We start from the raw sequence: 18,419 nt of genomic DNA on the forward strand, positions 1-18,419 counted from the left end.
CAGGCAAGCCAGCTCCCACATTTTTTGATCGGGGCCTTAACAAAATTTCATTCGGCCGCTTGACGACTTCCCGCCAATAGGTTTTGATTGCCTTCGTTATCTTTCGGAACGAAACTTATAATCACCATGTCGAAACGAAATACACCACAACGACGCCACAACATCCTCACCTTGCTCACCGAGCAGGGTGAAGTGAGCGTGGATGAATTGGCCAAGCGTTTCGAGACCTCCGAAGTGACCATCCGCAAGGACCTCGCCGCCCTGGAAAGCAACGGCTTGCTGCTGCGCCGCTACGGTGGCGCAATCACCATGCCCCAGGAGCTGGTGGGCGATCCTGCCCAGCCCATTTCCGTGCACAAGCGCGCCATTGCCCGGGCGGCGGTCAAACGCCTGCGTGAACATGCACGGATCATCATCGACAGCGGCAGCACCACCGCCGCGATGATCCCCGAACTGGGCCATCAGCCCGGCCTGGTGGTGATGACCAACTCCCTGCATGTGGCCAGTGCCCTGAGTGAACTGGAGCATGAGCCGGTGCTGTTGATGACCGGGGGCACCTGGGACCCGCATTCGGACTCGTTCCAGGGGCAGGTGGCCGAACAGGTGCTGCGCTCTTATGACTTCGACCAACTGTTCATCGGCGCCGACGGCATCGACCTGCAGCGCGGCACCACCACCTTCAATGAATTGCTGGGCCTGAGCCGCGTGATGGCCGAAGTTGCCCGTGAAGTGGTGGTGATGGTCGAGTCCGACAAGATTGGCCGCAAGATCCCCAACCTGGAACTGCCCTGGAGCAGCGTCCATACCCTTATTACTGATGATCGCCTGCCGCTTGAGGCCCGCGACCAGATTCAAGCCCGCGGCATTACGCTGATTTGCGCGGCAGTCATCTAGGAGAGAAACCATGTGTGGAATTGTAGGCGCAGTCGCTGAACGAAACGTTACCGCCATTTTGCTCGAAGGCCTCAAGCGCCTGGAATACCGTGGCTACGACAGTGCCGGCGTGGCGGTCTTCAGCAACGCGGGCAAGCTTGAGCGCATGCGTCGCCCAGGCAAGGTCAGCGAATTGGAACAGGCTCTGGCCGGTGAGCCCCTGGCGGGCCGCCTGGGCATCGCCCACACCCGCTGGGCGACCCACGGGGCACCGTGCGAGCGCAATGCACACCCACACTTCTCCGGTGATATTGCGGTGGTGCACAACGGCATCATCGAAAACCACGAAGTGCTGCGCGAACAACTCAAGGGCCTGGGCTACGTCTTTACCTCGGACACCGACACTGAAGTTATCGCCCACCTGCTCAACCACAAGCTCAAGGACCACAGCGATCTGACCACCGCCCTCAAGGCCACGGTCAAGGAGCTGCATGGCGCCTACGGCCTGGCGGTGATCAGCGCCAGCCAACCGGACCGCGTAGTTGCCGCCCGCAGTGGCAGCCCGCTGGTGATCGGCCTGGGCCTGGGGGAGAACTTCCTCGCTTCCGACCAACTGGCCCTGCGCCAGGTCACCGACCGCTTCATGTACCTGGAAGAAGGCGATATCGCCGATATCCGCCGTGAAAGCGTGGCGATCTGGGACGTCAACGGCAACTCCGTCGAGCGCGAAGCGGTGCAGTACCGCGATGGTGCCGAAGCCGCCGACAAGGGCGCGTTCCGCCACTTCATGCTCAAGGAAATCCACGAGCAACCGGCCGTGGTGCAGCGCACCCTGGAAGGTCGCCTTGGCGACAAGCAAGTACTGGTTAATGCGTTCGGTCCGCAAGCCGCCGAGCTGTTCGCCAAAGTGCGCAATGTGCAGATCGTCGCCTGTGGCACCAGCTACCACGCCGGCATGGTCGCGCGTTACTGGCTCGAAGAACTGGCCGGCATCCCGTGCCAGGTCGAAGTGGCCAGCGAGTTCCGCTACCGCAAGGTGGTAGTGCAGCCCGACACCCTGTTCGTCACCATCTCCCAGTCCGGCGAGACTGCCGACACCCTGGCTGCCCTGCGCAATGCCAAAGAATTGGGCTACCTGGCGAGCCTGGCGATCTGCAACGTGAGCATCAGCTCCCTGGTGCGTGAGTCCGACCTGACCCTGCTGACCCAGGCCGGTCGCGAAATCGGCGTAGCCTCCACCAAGGCCTTCACCACCCAATTGGTGGGGCTGCTGCTGCTGACCCTGTCCCTGGGGCAGGTGCGCGGCACATTGGCCGCAGGCGTGGAGGCCACCCTGGTCGAAGAACTGCGCCGCCTGCCCACCCGCCTGGGCGAAGCCCTGGCCATGGACAGCACCGTAGAGAAAGTCGCCGAGCTGTTTGCCGACAAGAACCACACCCTGTTCCTCGGCCGTGGCGCGCAATACCCAGTGGCGATGGAAGGCTCCCTGAAACTCAAGGAAATCTCCTATATCCACGCCGAAGCCTACCCGGCCGGTGAACTCAAGCACGGTCCATTGGCCTTGGTGGACGACGACATGCCCGTGGTCACCGTGGCGCCGAACAACGAACTGCTGGAGAAGCTCAAGTCCAATCTGCAGGAAGTACGTGCCCGTGGCGGCCAACTGATCGTGTTCGCCGACGAAAAGGCCGCCATGACCAACGGCGAAGGCACCCACGTCATCAACATGCCGCACATCCACGACACCCTGTCGCCGATCCTCTACACCATCCCGCTGCAGTTGCTGTCGTATTACGTGGCCGTGCTCAAGGGCACCGACGTTGACCAGCCGCGTAATTTGGCCAAGTCGGTGACGGTTGAGTAACGTCTACCGGTCATGAGAAAGGGCTGAAACTACGAATCTGTCGCTGGCGCCTTCGCAGGGAACGTTGAAGGCGCCGCAAACGTGGCGGCGCCGTTAAGCTCCCCCTGCTACGGAGGCGAGAGCCGCCTGCGCATCGCAGGGACCAGGACGACACCCTCGATCAAGCGGTGAACCCACCATCGATGGTCAGGCTTGCTCCAGTGATAAAACCGGACTCCTCGCCTGCCAGGTATGCCACAAACGCCGCTATTTCCTCTGGGCGACTGAAACGATCCAAGGCCATTTGCTCTCTCATGAACCCTGAGAACTCGCCATCCTCGGGGTTCATGTCCGTAGCCACCGGACCGGGCTGGACGTTGTTGATCGTAATACCTCGGGGCCCCAGGTCGCGGGCCAGTCCTTTGACCAGGCCGACCAGGGCGGACTTGCTCATGGCATAAGCCGCGCCCCCCTGGAAAGGCATGCGCTCGGCATTGCAACTGCCGATATTGATCACACGGCCACCCTCGGGCATGTGCTTGATTGCCGCCTGAGTGGCGACGAAGACCGCGCGGACATTGACCGCCAGGACCTGATCGAAACTCTCCAGGGAAAGATGCTCGATAGGTGCTATCACAGCCACCCCGGCGTTGTTCACCAGGATATCGATACCGCCCAGGGCAGCGACCGTCTGTTCGACCGCCGCGATGACACTCTGCGGCTCGGCGCTGTCGGCCTGGATGACCACGGCCCTGACACCCCGTTCACGGGCAAGCGTGGCCGTCTTTTCCGCGCTTTCGCGTTGACTCACATAGGTCAATGCTACATCGGCACCTTCTTCGGCAAGCCGCAGCACAATGGCGGCTCCAATACCACGACTACCCCCCGTGACCAGGACTCGCTTACCGGTCAATTTTTTACTCATGGGAACTCTCCAGTTATTGAGATCAACTTTTTCATGCTGAATACATCTCCCGAAGCAACAACAGCCTTCTCTTGGATAAAACTTTGCGGCGAACGAATAGATTGTTTATTTCTTATTAAGAAACTTCACCACCAACTCATTCATGGGCGCCGCGCACTCTTCTGGCAACCAGTGGCCACAGCCAGGAAGAATGTGGCCCTCTACATCATTTGCATATTCTTTCATCTGATCGATCTGAAACTGCCCCATACCACCGTGACCACCACCGCTTAGCGCCATGGTCGGCATCGTCAACTTGGTTTTCGACAACTTGATGTTTTGTTCAATGCTCTTGTTCAGGGCCCGATAGTATTCAAAGGAGGCATTCAGGCTATGTGGCTTGGAATAAGACTTGGCATACAGGTCCAGCAACTTCTCGGTGAACACACTCGTATTCGTACCGTGGGACTTGATGAAATGACTGAGAAAGAACTTTTCCTTGCCGGTGATCAGGGTTTCAGCCAGCTTCCCATTGGCCGCGAAGAAGCTGAAGTGCCAGACCAGCGACTCGCCTTCGGGCGTGAAGGCCGGAAAGTCATAGGCTTTGGCATCTGGAATGGGGGCTTCCATATAGACCAGTTTGGCAATATCTGCCTGGTTCTTGACCACCATCGGATACGTGTTCCAGATACCAATGTCATGGGCGACAAGATTAAAAGGCTTATCCGGGCTGAAGTTTTTAGCGAGCTTGTACAAATAGGGTGCTACGTCCTCCCCGGAGTAAGCCTTGGGCGGCTCGGACTGCCCTAGCCCAGGAAGATCGGGAGCGACCACCGTGAAGTTGCGCGCCAGTTCAGGCATCAATTGATGCCATTCGTACCAGGTCTGGCCAAAGCCATGCACCAGCATGACCAGGGGGCCACTGCCACCGGTAACGTAATGCATCTTCACGCCATCGACTTCCTTGTACTCACTTTTAAATCCCGGCGGCAGCGGAAACTCGGTTTCCGCCAGGGCCCATCCTGAAAAACTCAAGGCGACAGCAGCCAGCACACCCTTAATAGATGTTTTCATGGAACTTCCTCTTTAGTGTTTAATTGAAAACTTTCAGTATCAGAAAGTTTGTAGCGCCAACGACACGACCGACCAATGCTGCAACAGATACTTGTCGCTCCCTATATTTATTGCCTTATCGAACCGACAACTTGACGGGTTCCAGTCAATGACTCTTTTATCAATGTCCGATATTGACAGTAACCGTCGATACACCTGGCTTTTTGTCATCCGACAGGACGAAAAGCAGCAGAGCAACCACCGCGGCCACCAGGCTCAGTGCAGCCCCTACCCAACCGAGCAGAGACAACCCGCCACTCTTTATCACCAGCCCTCCGGCCACGGCCCCTAGACCGATCCCCACATTGCAAGCCGATACATTCAGGGAGGCCGCGAAGGCCGGCGCTTGTGGCGCGGACTTCATGACCCTTACTTGCCCGACGATAAACAGAGCCGCCTGGGCAACGCCCCATACCACCAGGCTGGCCATCAGCATCCAGGCGTCATGGATGACCAGCGTCAATGAACTCAAGCCGACCGCCATCATCAGAGCAAACACCAGCGTCGCGCCCAACGGGCTATGGTCCACGAACTTGCCTCCCAGCCAGTTGCCAATCAGCCCCACCAGGCCAAACCCCATGAGCGTCCAGCCGACAAGCGCACCATTGAAGCCGGCGAGGCGTTCGAGAATGTCGGCCAAATAGGTGTAGGTGGTGAACATCGCGGTAAAAACCAGCAGCGATAGCAGCAGATGCCCAAGCACCCAGGGACTGCGCAACACCCGGACCTGCTGACGCATCGACAGGACGGCATGCCCCTCCATGCGTGGCAGCAACAGCAACAGAATGGCCTTGGCGAAGGACATCACTGCCAGGATCGCGAACGCAGTCCGCCAACCCCAGGCATCCGAGATCAAGGTGCCGAGAGGTATGCCCAGTACAGTGGCCGCTACCACACCAAAAAACACCCACGATACGGCCCTTCCCGCCTTCGCTGGCCCGGCCAGTTGGGCTGCCGCTTCACTGGCCATGGCCCAGAACACCGGCAACGCCAGGGCCGGGAAAAAACGCGCGAGCGCCATGACCCAAAGGTTATTGGCTGACGCGGCTACTGCATTCGACACCGCAAAGATCAGCAGGCAACCGACGAATAATCGCTTGCGTTCGACATGGCTCAAGGCAGCGGTGAGGAAAGGACCAAAAATGGCGACGGAAAAAGCGAAAAGGCTTACCAGCAACCCAGCCTGGGAAATGCTGATCCCCAGGTCCCGTGCCATCGGCGGAAGCAGGCCGATGATCAGGAATTCGGTGGTGACAATGGTAAAGGCTGCCGAGGCGAGCAATGAAATGGGTAGCAACACGATAATACCCTCGATGGAATCCAGTGCCCCCTGGAGCGGTTAGCGCAAGGCGGGGCATCGCCGATTTACGTAGTGATCGCTATGCTAATTGAAAAAAGATCGGCGTCAAGTATATTTGTATCGATCGATATTTATATATTTAGAGGGCGCTACTGATGGCTATACGCGGAAGACCTCGGACCTTTGACAGGGAGAAGGCCCTGGCCTTGGCCATGGAGGTTTTTTGGGAGTACGGCTACGACGGCGCATCCCTGACACTGCTGACCGGCGCCATGGGCATCAGCACTCCCAGCTTGTACTCGGCATTTGGCAACAAGGAAGTTCTGTTTCGCGAGGCGCTGGCGCATTACCTGTTCTTGCATGGCCCGGACCACCAGGGCTCCCTGGGCAACGCCGCCACCGCCCGGGAAGGCATAGCCGGGTTATTGCGTGAAACGGTGGACATGCTTTGTACCCACCAGCAATCCCGTGGCTGCCTGATTGTGCTGGCAGCCTTGTCCGGGAACCCGGAGAGCAAGGCGGTACGAGATGCCCTGTGCCAGCAGCGCAAGGAGTCCGTCCGGTTGTTTCGACAGCGCCTGGAACAAGGGGCAATTGATGGTGAATTGCCGGTCGAGCGGATCGAGGAGTTGGCGGTGTTCTATTCCACTGTCCTGTTTGGCCTGAGCATCCAGGCTCGAGACCAGGTTCCCCGGGAACAACTGTATTCGGTGGTCGATACTGCGATGCGCGCCTGGCCGCAGGAATAGCCGTTGTGCCAGTCGGACGGTCCGCATCAGGCACGGAAAGCGAGGCACCGTCCTTTGGGGGCACCTCGCGCCTGATGGACGAACACTGAGCTACAGGTGGAAATCGCCCGCAGCCTCCGGCTGGTAAAGCACTTTCCTGATCTCAATCCGGCGGGTCCGATCAGAAATCCGCCAGTCGATGGCGTCCCCTTCCTGATAGCCGAGGATGGCGGCGCCGATGTCGGAATACACGGAATGCTTCCCTGCATTGCTGTCGGCGTCTTCAGGGTAGACCAAGGCCACTTCGATCTCTTCTTCGTCCAGCTGCAGCAAGGTCCTGGAGTTCATCGTGACGACATTGCACGCCACCTGCTGCGGCTTGACGACAATGGCACGCTCAAGCTCATGTTCGAGGTCAATAACGGCTGGGCCTTGCTCGAGCGCGATCAGGCTCTCGAGCCTGGCCTTGTCGATTTCAGTGATGTAGATCCTGGTGGAGTCGCCAAAGGCGCCTTCGCGCAAGAACTGGAGGTAGCGCCCCGCCGTCATGGAAAATGATTTCAATGTCGGCGTTTCGCTCTCAAGCACAAAGCCGCTGCGCAGAAAGGCTTTCAGCGAGCGCGCGTTGTCCGGGTGGATCTTGGCGATGAGCTTCTTGGCCCGCATGTCGAGGAACGCCAGTTTCATGCCTTCACGGATCGTGCGGGCGCCAAGGTTGCGGCCCCATTTGTCGCTGTCTCCGATGACCAGGACGATCTCGCAATCTGAGCCGGTCTTGATTAGACGGACAAAGCCCACCGGGGCGTCATGCCGGTCATAGGCCATGAAGAATCGACCGCCCCGGTTGAATAGATGGGTCAGGATCGGCAATTGAGTCCGATCGATGGCTTGCTCGATGGAGCGGGAGACATGACGCGAATCGCTCAGATAGCAGGTGACGCGCTCATCCTCCAACCAATCCATCAGCGTCAGCGCGTGCGCCCGAGTAATTTCAGGGCACAGCGAAATGAAAGGCTTGTTCATCTTCAGCACACTTATTTGTAGTCGAAAAGGATGGAAGCCTGTCATGGCTATGGCCATGACGGTTCTTTCGGCAACCGGCTATGTTAAGACATAACGCGGGTAATGCCGAATCCTGCCCCTTGGTCCGACCCAGGCTCGCCGCAAGCGGCTCCATCAAATGTACGTGGATGTCGTGTCATTACTGGGGGCAACAGTTTTAATTTTCTAAACTCAAAGGATCAACTTCAAGTCTTCCAGGAGTCTCGGTGAGTTGATCTTCCCCACACCCTGCGAGGGCTATGCCTTCGCGGGATGTTTTATTTGCGCTGGTCATCCCGATAAGCCCTAGTGCTTGATTTGAGATCAACTGCCTACAGCCTATCCTGGCAGAATACGGCCGACCGAATTAAACAATAGAAATGAATCAACTTTTTAATTAACTAACTCTTTTGAAAGGATGGTTTAGTCGACGGCTCAAGGTGTTTATTATCCCGGTCTCAAGGCTGGCATAATGCCATTTTGGCGTCGTTGAGGCGCCTTTTTTTGTGTTATGATCCTGCGCAACTTTGGGTTGGCGCTAGCTTCGATAGCTTTTTTCTATTTTGCCGTGCCCCCGGTTTTTCAGGCTGTAGCTGCTGTTTTTGGCGAGTTTTGAGCCAACAGCTTCAAGGAAGAGCGATTTGAACGTTTGGCAATGGCTACCCCTTCTAGGCAGTGACGATCCTGTGGCTCTGAAACTCTCGGTCAGCGGTGTGAGGCATTCCGGCTATATATGGCAGTCTCGGATAAACGACTCATCCAGTCTTTTAATTAATTTTTGCGAGAGTTGGTGATGGCTTATTTTCCCTGTTTTTTATCTGTCGTTTTTGTCGTTCGTAATCAGGGCGATAAAATTGAAAAAATACTGTCCGAAGCCGCCGAAGTCATTGCAAAAACTGTCAGTGACTATGAGCTGATCGTTGTTGATAACGCCTCCGATGATGACAGTGTCATGGTCTTGAAGGGCCTGACGAGCGAGAAAGGCCTGGCCAACTTGCAGGTCTATGCATTGACCAAGGAAGTGGACACCGACACCGCGTCCTGGGTCGGCCTGGAAAACGCCTTGGGTGATTATGTCGCCGTCATCGATCCGTTGGTGGACGACATCAACTTCGTCCCGCAGATGCTTGATCAAGCCGTCAGCGGCGCCGATGTCGTATTTGCCCACAACGAACAAAAAAGCACCCAGAGCCTGGCCTATCGTTGGGCCAATGCGGTGTTCCACAGCATGTACAACCGCTTCAATGGGGTCCATCTCGCCAAGGAAGCGCCTCAGTACCGCATCCTCAGCAAGCGCGTGATCAACTTCATCCTGCAGCACCCCCAGCCTTCGATGACATACCGCCATCTGCCGGCCACCGGTGGTTTTGCCCGAGCCTACCTCAAGTACAGCGCCGTGCCCCAGGCTTCCAGCCCCAAGCGCCTGGGCGACAGTATTGATCGCGGCGTGCGCTTGCTGGTTTCCACTACGCGCGCGCCTATGCGCCTGGTGACCTACCTTTCGCTGTTTGGCGCGGTTGCCAACCTGGTGTACTGCGTCTATGTGATCTCGGTGGGTATCTTCAAGGCTGATGTAGCACCTGGCTGGATCAGTTTCTCGCTGCAGCAGTCGGGTATGTTTTTCCTGATTTCACTGGTGTTGCTGGTGCTGGGTGAATACATCCTCAACATGGCCAGCCTGTCGAATGAAGGGCCGCTCTATCATGTAGGCCAGGAGTTCACCAGCGCCCGCATGACCCGGCGCGAGAAGCTGAACATTGAAGAGGCAGCACCTGGTCCGGTCGCGCCCAAGGCTCAGCCCTCCGAACGAGTTTCCTGATGTCGAGCGCCCAAGCCAGCCAGCCTGAGCAGGATGCCGTCATTATCGGTGGGGGGTTTTACGGTGCAGCGATTGCGGTCTACCTGGCCAAGCAACGGGGCCTCAAACGGATCCTTTTGGTAGAGCGCGAGCCTGCATTGATGAGGCGCGCCAGTTACAACAACCAGGCGCGTGTGCATAACGGCTACCACTACCCGCGTAGTTTCACCACGGCCTATCGCAGCCGGGTAAACTTGCCCAGGTTTGTCCAGGACTGGCCGCAAGTGGTCAAGCAGGACTTTACCAAGCTGTACGCCATTGCCCGTCGTAACTCCAAGGTCACGGCCAAACAGTTCGAGCGCTTTTGCCGCGATATCGGTGCCGACCTCAAGCCCGCCGATCCAGCGCTGCGCAGCTTATTTGAGCCACGATTGATCGAAGAAGTGTTTCTGGTCGAAGAGTATGCGTTCGATACCACCCTCCTGGCAGCGTGGGCGACTCGTGAGCTGGCAGAAAGCGGCGTGCAGATCCGCTACCAGACACGGGTCACCTCGATTTCCAAGGGCATTGAGTCGCCTTTGCAGGTGGTCACTCAAAACGCTCAGGGTGAGCAGGTACTGACGACCTGTCGATATGTCTTCAACTGCACGTACAGTGGCCTCAATCAGTTTGCAGGTGATTTCGCGGGGGTCAGTACCGGCCTCAAGCAAGAGATCACGGAAATGGCCTTGATGCAGATGCCCGAATCCCTTGAGGGGTTAGGCGTCACGGTGATGGATGGGCCGTTCTTTTCACTGATGCCATTCCCTGCTCGTGGGCTGCATACGTTGTCCCATGTCCGCTATACGCCGCATTTGCACTGGAACGATGAAAAAGGCCTCGACCCTTATGAAAAGCTGCGGCTTTATGAGCGCGATACGCGGGTCGATCGTATGGTCAGGGACGTCGGGCGCTATATCCCCGAAGTCCTCAAGGCCCAACACAAGGATTCGCTGTTCGAGGTCAAGACCATCCTGGTGAAGAACGAAGGGGATGATGGACGCCCGATTCTGTTCGAGAAGCATGCCGAACTGCCAGGTTGCTTCTCTGTGCTGGGTGGGAAGATAGACAACATTTACGATGTGCTTGAAAAACTCGATACCGAGAATTTTTCCCATCAAGGTCAATAAAACTTCAGGTTTGGAGCGGAAAAAGATGAATTCGCTTATTGGTTTCTCCGGGTTTGTCGGGGGCACGCTTCTTAAACAGGCTTCTTTCGAGGACTTGTACCGGTCCACCAACATCGGTGAGATAGAAGGCAAATCCTTTGACCTTGTGGTCTGTGCCGGCGCGCCGGCGCAAAAATGGATTGCCAACCGCGAGCCTGAGGCCGACCGCCAGAAGATCGAAGCACTGATCGCCCACCTGAAAACTATCCAGTGCAAGACCTTCGTGCTGATCAGCACAGTGGATGTGTTCAAAAGCCCTATCGGCGTTGATGAAGACACCCCGGTCGATGAGTCCGGCCTGCATGCCTATGGCCTGCACCGTCGGCTGCTGGAAACCTTCGTTGAAAGTCATTTTCCGAATCACTTGATCGTTCGCCTACCGGGGCTCGTCGGCCCTGGGTTGCGCAAGAACGTGATTTTTGACTTCCTCAACGACAACAACCTCCAGGCGATTGATAGCCGGGGCGTGTTCCAGTTCTACCCGATGATCAACTTGTGGTACGACATCCAGATTGCACTCGATGCGGGGCTCAAGCTGGTCCACCTGACCGCGCAGGCAGTGAGTGTCGCCGATATTTCGCAAAAGGGTTTCGGCAAGCCTTTCACCAATACCCTGGCCAATGCGGCGGCTACCTATGACATGCAGACCAAGCATGCGCAGCTGTTTGGTGGCACTGGGCGCTATCAGTACAGTGCTCGCGAAACCGTGCAGGCTGTACGGGCCTATGCGCAATCGGAGCCGCTCAAGGCCGCATCGGGAGCACAGGCATGAGGCTGGCGATTTCTAATATCGCGTGGGAGACCACCGAGGACGAAGTCATCGCTGAGCTGCTTGCGCGTTTTGCCGTGGATGCGATTGATATAGCACCGGGCAAATACTTCCCGGAGCCTGCCAAGGCCACGGACGCAGAGATTGCGCGGGTCAAGGACTGGTGGGCGCAGCGCGGCATCGCACTGACCGGCATGCAGGCACTGTTGTTCGGCACTACTGGCCTGAATGTCTTCGGCTCCGTGCAAAGCCAGGCGGCCTTGCTGCAACACCTGGCGGGTGTGTGCCGCATTGGCGCAGGCCTGGGTGCAACACGGATTGTGTTTGGCTCGCCAAAGAACCGTGATCGCAGTGGTTTGACCGACCAGCAGGCGCAGGATGGCGCTGTGGCGTTCTTCCGGCAATTGGGCGATATCGCCCAGGCGAGCGGTGTGACGATCTGCCTGGAGCCCAACCCCACCTGCTACGGGGCGAACTTCATGACCACCAGCGCGGAAACGGCAGTGGTGGTGCGGGCCATCGATCACCCGGCGATCCGTATGCAACTGGATACCGGGGCGCTTGCGATCAACGGTGAAGACCCATTCACCGTGCTTGAGGACTGTGCCGAGTTGATCGGGCATATCCACGCCAGTGAACCAGACTTGCTCCCGCTGGGTGACGGCGGTACTGACCATGAAAAAATGGCACGTGCCGTAGCCCACTACTTGCCCGGGCATGTGGTCACCATTGAGATGGTGGCGACCAAGACCGAAGCCCATACGCAATCGATCGAGCGTGCGCTGCAGGTTGCCCGCCAGCACTACCGCGGCTTCGACGAGGTGACGGCATGAGCATGAAATGGATCATCTTGATCCTGGGTATCTTGTCGAACGCCTCTGCCAGCGTCCTGGTGAAGATGGCGATGATGCCCCCACGCAAATTCCCTTCCTTGAGCGACCCGATGGCGGCTCTCAGCAACTGGCCGTTCTGGGTCGGGCTGGGCCTGTATGGCGCTGCGTTTCTGCTCTATGCCGCGGCATTGGCCCGTTTGCCGCTGAACGTGGCCCACCCGGTCCTGACGGCCGGGGCTATCGCGACGGTCGCCTTGTTTTCACTGCTGTTTTTCCGTGAGTCCTTCCACTGGACCACTGGAGTCGGCATCGCCCTGGTTATTGCTGGCGTAGGGCTGATCACAGCTCGCGTCGTTTGATGGAAATTAAAAATGACTTCTTCTGATATTGCTCCCGATGTACGTGCCGGCTGGCAGGTTCCGTCCTTTGACACGCCACTCTGGCTGGGTCGCCAGCACCCTTGGTGCGTGGTCATTCCGGTCATCAACGAAGGTGAGCGGATCAAGAACCTGCTCGCCCGTATGGCGGCGTTCAACATCGCAGACATGGCCGACATCATCATCGTCGATGGTGGCAGCTCTGACGGCTCCCTCGAGTTGCAATCCCTGCAACAGGTGGGTGTGCGTGGCCTGCTGGTCAAGACTGCCCCGGGCAAGTTGAGCGCGCAGTTGCGCTGCGCCTATGCCTTTGCGCTGGACCAGGGCTACGAGGGTATCGTGACCATCGATGGCAACGACAAGGATGATCCAGAGGCCATCCCACGCTTTATCGAAGCGCTCAAGCAGGGTGTGGATTTTGTCCAGGCTTCGCGTTTTGTCGAGGGCGGTGTCGCTGAGAACACCCCAATGTCCCGTGATTTTGCGATCCGTTTTATCCATGCACCGATGCTGAGCCTGTTTTCAGGCTTCAAGTGGACCGATACCACCCAGGGCTTTCGCGCCTACAGCCGCAAGATGCTGATTGATCCGAAGATGGCGATCTTCCGTGATGTGTTCAATACCTATGAGCTGCTTGCCTACCTGTCGTATCGCGCGCCGAAGTTGGGCTATCGCTGCGTGGAACTGGCGACGGTGCGTCGCTACCCCCAAGGTGAAGTCCCTACGAAGATCAGTAGCGTAAAAGGCAACCTTTCGGTGCTGGCTGTATTGTTCCGAGCCTGTTTTGGCAAGTACAACTAAAGATCTGGTAGTGAAATGTTCAAGCATTTGGAAATGAATGAAAGGGTTTCTTGCGCACTGGCTGCTTTAATTTTTTCGGCGCTGGCTTTAGTGTTCTGCCTTGACGTTGCAGTCGCGCCAAAGTATGCGGATTTTGTCGTCGGGAGTGTCACGTGGTCGGCGCAGACAAAATTTCAGGACCTTGTTGCTGTTCCTGCTTTTCTTGTTGCCTTTGTATGTGCGTTTTTGTTTTTAGCCTCGACAATAGAGCGGCAGAAAAGATTATTCGGAACTGATTCTGCACTTGAACTTTCCAGCCAATATTTATGGTGGTCACTTCCTGCGATTGCTGCCATTGCGTCTTTTGTTTTTTTTGAGCAGAAAGATTCACGGATTTTCTATGGCTCAATTTCCGGAATTACTTTTATCGCCCTGGCCGCAACGGCGAGTGCTTTAAGGGGTATTGATGTCAACCCCCGCATCTATAGTGTGGGCGCGTTGGGTATTCTTTTGCTGGCGCTTGTAAAACCAGAGCTTGCACTAGTGCTTGGTCGGGCCCCGGCGGCGATGGCATCGGATATTGATCTCACCCGACTGTCGCGCCTTGGATACGTCATCGCAGCGCTAGGATGGGTAGCAGGCCTTATTTATGCGATCTGGAGCCCTAAAGGTTTTTCGCGAAACGTTTCCAAGTTACTGCTTATTGTTCAACTGGGGCTTTCTACGTTTTACTTGGTGCTGTACCCCGCAAGGCTTCAAGAACCGAACGGTAGTGTTTCAAAATATGATACTAGTGTGTGGTTGAAAGTTTTGCTGGTTGGCATGATTGCCTGGGCCATCATCGATGTTATCAAGCGTTTTAAAAAATACTCTCTGTCCCAGGATTTATCCGCACTATTTTCACCCGTTGCTTTTTTTGGATTATTGCTTGCATTAAAAGCAGGGAATACGATTTTTCCGGTTGTTAGTCCTGATGATTACCATTTTGGCGAGAGCATGCTGGGGTGGTGGTCATATCTTCATGGGGTCGTACCATATATTGGTTATATTCCAGCGCATGGCATTATTGGTGACGACTTTACACAGTTTTTGTCATTTGCTTTTTATGACGGATCGGCAGGCACCATCGCCCAAGTAGGTAATCTTGCCTTTGCTGTCCTAGCGTTCGCCTCCTTCCTGTCACTGTATTATTTCACTCGTAGTATTGGCTTTGCATTCATTTCAATTTTCTGCCTGTTTGGGAACTTGAGCTGGCTGTATTTGACGCCATTTCTATGCCTTTGGTTAAGCCCAAGACTGTATATACGACCCACTCACTGGCTTATGGTGTGGATGGTGACTGCGCCAATAGCGGTATTGGGGGTTCCGCCGCAAGGGCTGCTGCTGGCGGCGGCGAGCGGCCTGATGGCGGCCTATTTTGCCTGGCGAGTTTGGCAGAATCGTAAGACAGAGCCTCTGACCGGGGTTATTGCGATGGCTGTAGTGATTCTGGTTGTGGGCTTAGTCACCCCCATCGGTTCAATGTTGTTGGGGGCGATTCGTTATGTGTTGGAAAACGGTCCTATCAACCAAGTTGCCTACGGTATTCCATGGAGTCTGAGTTGGGTTGCCGGTGGGCAGCGAGGTTTCGTTTTTGAAGTTGTCCGCATGTCCTGGGTCGCTATTCCTCTGGTTTGCCTACTGCTTATATATGGTTGGTGCAAAGACGCCAATCGTCGTGCTGTCGCTGTTTTTCCCTTGGTTATTGTGTTGTTTTTCGTTTTGTTGTTGATTCCCTACTCAATGGGGCGTATCGATCCTGGCGCGATGTCCCGACCGGGACTTGCCGCGAGTCTGGGTTGGGCAATCCTGTTACCGGTTGCCGTGTGGAGAGTCCTCGACTCTGGTACCCGGGTGATGATGATAGTAATTGTTGCGAGCATAAGTTCGGTTTTGGGTTTTGCCCCGTTTACGACAGCGATCAACAATCTAATCCAATCCACGGCTGCAACTATTGCTACACCCGTACTGCGAGATGGTCCAAGTGCTGGATTGCCTAACCTCGGGCGTGCTTCCGTTCAGGAAGAACACTGGGTGAGATTAACCAGCCTGTCGAAAGTTTTGGCTGAGCATGTGCCAGCGGGTGAGACTTACCTGGACCTGACGTCGCGTAACGCGCAGTACTTTTATCTAGGTTATCGACCGCTCTTACCGGTAACTGCGGCCTATAATATGGTTTCGCCCGCCCAGCAACAGCGGGCCATCGATACATTGAAAGGAAGTCTGCCGACCGTTGCATTACTGGAGGGTGTGAATGTTATCCATGATGGCGGCGGGCTAGCTCTGCGTAATCCTTACTTGTATCGTTTTATTGTTGATCATTATGATCCTGCGTATGTAAATGGTTTCATTCTGGGTTACAAAAAAGGCAGTGTCGAAGCTCAATCACTGCAGATTGATATTCCTCTGATGGACTTTACGGACGTTCACTGGCTGCGCGGGGTGCACCGTAATGCAGCGGCAGCGTATGTAGAGGATCCTGCGCTGGTAAGCCTGATCAAGGTGGGCGATGAAGTTCGTACGCACTCAGGTGATGTACGTCGTGTCGTGCGTGTTGATGTCGCGGGGCAGAGTGTTTGGCTGGAAGGACCTCCACTTGAGGTTTCTTCTACAGGTTCAAAAAGCTCAGTGACACTACTCAAAACAGATGCTCGTGAGCTTGCTGAATACAAGACAGCTTTGTTACAGACGGCTTTTGGGCAAGCTGAGTTGCAAAAAATCCCAGTGGCATGGGGGCGTTCCCAAGCGTCCTTGGATAAAAAAATGACAAGGGTCAAATCACTGGATGACTTGAACCCAAGCCTCAATCAATTAGCGGTGCAAGAGGAGGCGTATCGGGTTGAGGGCGCAGATCCATCCATGAGTTTCGACCTCTCTGCTCTGAAGATCTCTGGTCACGACGCAGGCCTGCTCAAGTTCGAGTTCCGCTGCTCAGGCCGCGCCGCCGAGCCGCGTATGCAGGTGTTCTGGTGGGGTGATGGGCAGCAAGGGCCGTTCGAGGCCTCCAGTGTCCGTTTCAATGCAGAGGACGGGACGTTGATCGTGCCACTGGATGCATCACCGCGTTGGTTGATGTTGCAGCATGTGAAGGGTATCCGGATTGATCTGGACAATGCCGGCGCTTGCAGCAGTTTCAAGGTCGATAACCTGGGGCTCTACCAGCGACAGCACTGATATAAGGTGCTCGCAACCCACAAGACCCGATGTCCCTGGCGGACATCGGGTCTTGTCGTTTCAGTACGGTGGGGTGCTACTCAGGTCCACCAATAACGCACCAGATGAAAGAAAATCGGCGCCGCAAAACACACCGAATCCAGCCGATCCAGCATCCCGCCGTGTCCTTCGATCATATGTCCCCAGTCCTTCACGCCTCGGTCGCGCTTGATCGCCGACATCACAATCCCGCCGGCAAAACCCAGCAGGTTGATCAGCAGTGCAATCAGGAAGGACTGCCAGGGGTTGAACGGGGTGGTCCACCACAGCGCTGCGCCGATCAGGGAGGACAGCAGGATCCCGCCGACAAAGCCTTCGACGGTTTTCGACGGTGACAGGTTGGGCGCGATCTTGTGTTTGCCGAACAGTTTGCCGCACACGTACTGCAATACATCCGAGAGCTGCACCACGATCACCAGGTAGGCGATCAGCAGCAGGTTGCGGCCCTCGTAGCCGACGATATCGAGGGTCAGCAGCGCAGGCACGAAGGACACGCAGAACACCGCGATCATCAGCCCCCACTGCACTTTCGACGCTCGTTCCAGGAAGTGCGTGCTGTCGCCGCCCAGCGAGGCCAGGATGGGCAGCAGCAGGAACACGTAGACCGGGATAAAGATCGAGAACAGGCCGTACCAGTCAAAGTAGATCAGCAGGTATTGCAGGGGCAGCGCCAGGTAGAACGCGGCGACCAGTGCCGGGTAGTCGCTGCGGCGAGTGGGTGTGAGGGTGAGGAATTCGCGCAGGGCGTAGAACGATACGGCGTAGAACAGCAGGATTACCGCGCCGGTGCCGAGCCAGAAGGCGATGCCGATCATCACCACCATCACCCACCAGGCATTGATGCGGGCGTTGAGGTTGTCGATCACCGCGTTGGGTGTGCCACGGGTGCGCAGCTTGAGGATCAGGCCGATCAACGAGGCGAGCACCAGGATCAGGCCGATGCCGCCGAACAACATCAGGGTTTGGCTATCCATGTCAGGAAGGCTCCGGGGCGAGGGCGAGCAGGGCGTCGCGGCTGCGGGCGAGAAACAGGGTTTTGTCTTCACCGTCTGCAAGCTGCAGCGGTGCGCCAAAACTGGTGGTGCACAACAGCGGCAGCGGCAGCACACGGCCCTTGGGCATCACACGGTTGAGGTTGGCGATCCACACCGGGATCAGTTGTGCCTGTGGATAACTTTTTGCCAGGTGATACAGGCCACTCTTGAAAGGCAACAGGCCATCTTCCAGGTTGCGCGTGCCTTCGGGGAATATGATCAGCGAGTCGCCGTGCTCCAGGGCTTCGAGCATCGGTTGCAACGGGTTGTCCACAGGGTCTTTGCGTTCGCGGTCGATCAGCACGCCGTTGAACACCCGGTTGATGATGTAGCGGCGCAGTGCACTCTTGTTCCAGTAGTCGGTGCCGGCCACCGGGCGCGTGGCTTTGCGCAGGTTTTGCGGCAACGACGCCCACAGCAGCACGAAGTCGCCGTGGCTGCTGTGGTTGGCAAAATAGATGCGCTGCACGGGTTCCGGGGCGCAGCCCAGCCACAGGCTGCGGGCGCCGGTTACTGTGCGGGCCATGGAGGTAATCAGGGTCGCGACCAGGGGTTCGAGCATGAGG

The 18,419-nt window shown here is 56.6% G+C and carries 16 protein-coding genes; 10 read left to right on the forward strand and 6 right to left on the reverse strand.

From position 1 onward, the window contains the following. Positions 1-126: 126 nt before the first annotated feature. Both AO268_RS31670 and glmS read left to right on the forward strand, forming a co-directional pair. Positions 127-894, forward strand: a complete 768-nt coding sequence (locus AO268_RS31670) for a DeoR/GlpR family DNA-binding transcription regulator (protein ID WP_076964405.1) — start codon at positions 127-129, stop codon at positions 892-894. Positions 895-904: 10 nt separating this feature from the next. Then, positions 905-2,737, forward strand: coding sequence for a glutamine--fructose-6-phosphate transaminase (isomerizing) (gene glmS, locus AO268_RS31675; protein WP_099170858.1), 1,833 nt, complete (start codon positions 905-907; stop codon positions 2,735-2,737). 160 nt (positions 2,738-2,897) lie between these two features. On the opposite strand, the gene AO268_RS31680 is transcribed toward glmS, so the two are convergent. The 3 genes from AO268_RS31680 to AO268_RS31690 form a co-directional block, all read right to left on the reverse strand. Then, positions 2,898-3,641 carry a 3-oxoacyl-ACP reductase family protein gene (locus AO268_RS31680; RefSeq protein WP_076963051.1) on the reverse strand — a complete coding sequence of 248 codons (744 nt, stop codon included), beginning with the start codon at positions 3,639-3,641 and terminating at the stop codon, positions 2,898-2,900. A 105-nt stretch (positions 3,642-3,746) separates the two neighbouring features. Then, positions 3,747-4,694 (reverse strand): alpha/beta fold hydrolase, encoded by a 948-nt coding sequence (locus AO268_RS31685; RefSeq protein ID WP_076963052.1) that lies wholly within the window; start codon positions 4,692-4,694, stop codon positions 3,747-3,749. A gap of 160 nt (positions 4,695-4,854) precedes the next feature. Then, complete coding sequence (locus tag AO268_RS31690; protein ID WP_099170859.1) at positions 4,855-6,033, reverse strand: MFS transporter; 1,179 nt, start codon at positions 6,031-6,033, stop codon at positions 4,855-4,857. A gap of 212 nt (positions 6,034-6,245) precedes the next feature. Between AO268_RS31690 and AO268_RS31695 the strand changes: the two genes are divergently transcribed. Next, a complete protein-coding gene (locus tag AO268_RS31695; RefSeq protein ID WP_232243963.1) occupies positions 6,246-6,782 on the forward strand; it encodes a TetR/AcrR family transcriptional regulator in 537 nt (178 codons plus the stop codon). Positions 6,783-6,872: 90 nt separating this feature from the next. On the opposite strand, the gene AO268_RS31700 is transcribed toward AO268_RS31695, so the two are convergent. After that, on the reverse strand, positions 6,873-7,841 hold the full coding sequence (locus AO268_RS31700; RefSeq protein WP_169866709.1) for a bifunctional GNAT family N-acetyltransferase/nucleoside diphosphate kinase regulator: 969 nt from the start codon (positions 7,839-7,841) through the stop codon (positions 6,873-6,875). A gap of 754 nt (positions 7,842-8,595) precedes the next feature. On the opposite strand from AO268_RS31700, the gene AO268_RS31705 reads away from it, so the two are divergent. The 7 genes from AO268_RS31705 to AO268_RS31735 are packed head-to-tail and all read left to right on the forward strand — an operon-like array spanning position 8,596 to position 16,780. After that, positions 8,596-9,621: a glycosyltransferase gene (locus AO268_RS31705; RefSeq protein WP_099170861.1), complete on the forward strand. Its 1,026-nt coding sequence runs from the start codon at positions 8,596-8,598 to the stop codon at positions 9,619-9,621. Next, positions 9,621-10,769 carry an FAD-dependent oxidoreductase gene (locus tag AO268_RS31710; RefSeq protein WP_099170862.1) on the forward strand — a complete coding sequence of 383 codons (1,149 nt, stop codon included), beginning with the start codon at positions 9,621-9,623 and terminating at the stop codon, positions 10,767-10,769. The genes AO268_RS31705 and AO268_RS31710 overlap by 1 nt, the downstream gene beginning before the upstream one ends. A gap of 25 nt (positions 10,770-10,794) precedes the next feature. Further along, on the forward strand, positions 10,795-11,580 hold the full coding sequence (locus tag AO268_RS31715) for an NAD(P)-dependent oxidoreductase (RefSeq protein WP_099170863.1): 786 nt from the start codon (positions 10,795-10,797) through the stop codon (positions 11,578-11,580). Continuing rightward, positions 11,577-12,410, forward strand: coding sequence for a sugar phosphate isomerase/epimerase family protein (locus tag AO268_RS31720; RefSeq protein ID WP_099170864.1), 834 nt, complete (start codon positions 11,577-11,579; stop codon positions 12,408-12,410). Before AO268_RS31715 ends, AO268_RS31720 begins: the two co-directional genes overlap by 4 nt. Before the next feature lie 2 nt (positions 12,411-12,412). Continuing rightward, positions 12,413-12,769 (forward strand): SMR family transporter, encoded by a 357-nt coding sequence (locus tag AO268_RS31725; protein WP_070996626.1) that lies wholly within the window; start codon positions 12,413-12,415, stop codon positions 12,767-12,769. A gap of 12 nt (positions 12,770-12,781) precedes the next feature. Further along, on the forward strand, positions 12,782-13,588 hold the full coding sequence (locus AO268_RS31730) for a glycosyltransferase family 2 protein (RefSeq protein WP_099170865.1): 807 nt from the start codon (positions 12,782-12,784) through the stop codon (positions 13,586-13,588). A 15-nt stretch (positions 13,589-13,603) separates the two neighbouring features. Next, positions 13,604-16,780 (forward strand): hypothetical protein, encoded by a 3,177-nt coding sequence (locus AO268_RS31735; protein ID WP_099170866.1) that lies wholly within the window; start codon positions 13,604-13,606, stop codon positions 16,778-16,780. 80 nt (positions 16,781-16,860) lie between these two features. Here the strand turns inward: AO268_RS31735 and AO268_RS31740 are convergent, their stop codons facing one another. Both AO268_RS31740 and AO268_RS31745 read right to left on the reverse strand, forming a co-directional pair. Beyond that, complete coding sequence (locus AO268_RS31740) at positions 16,861-17,793, reverse strand: phosphatidate cytidylyltransferase (RefSeq protein WP_076963055.1); 933 nt, start codon at positions 17,791-17,793, stop codon at positions 16,861-16,863. A 1-nt stretch (position 17,794) separates the two neighbouring features. Next, a complete protein-coding gene (locus tag AO268_RS31745; protein WP_076963056.1) occupies positions 17,795-18,415 on the reverse strand; it encodes a lysophospholipid acyltransferase family protein in 621 nt (206 codons plus the stop codon). Between the last annotated feature and the right edge of the window lie 4 nt (positions 18,416-18,419).

The organism is Pseudomonas sp. ICMP 8385, assembly GCF_002699915.1.
GTDB lineage: Bacteria > Pseudomonadota > Gammaproteobacteria > Pseudomonadales > Pseudomonadaceae > Aquipseudomonas > Aquipseudomonas gessardii.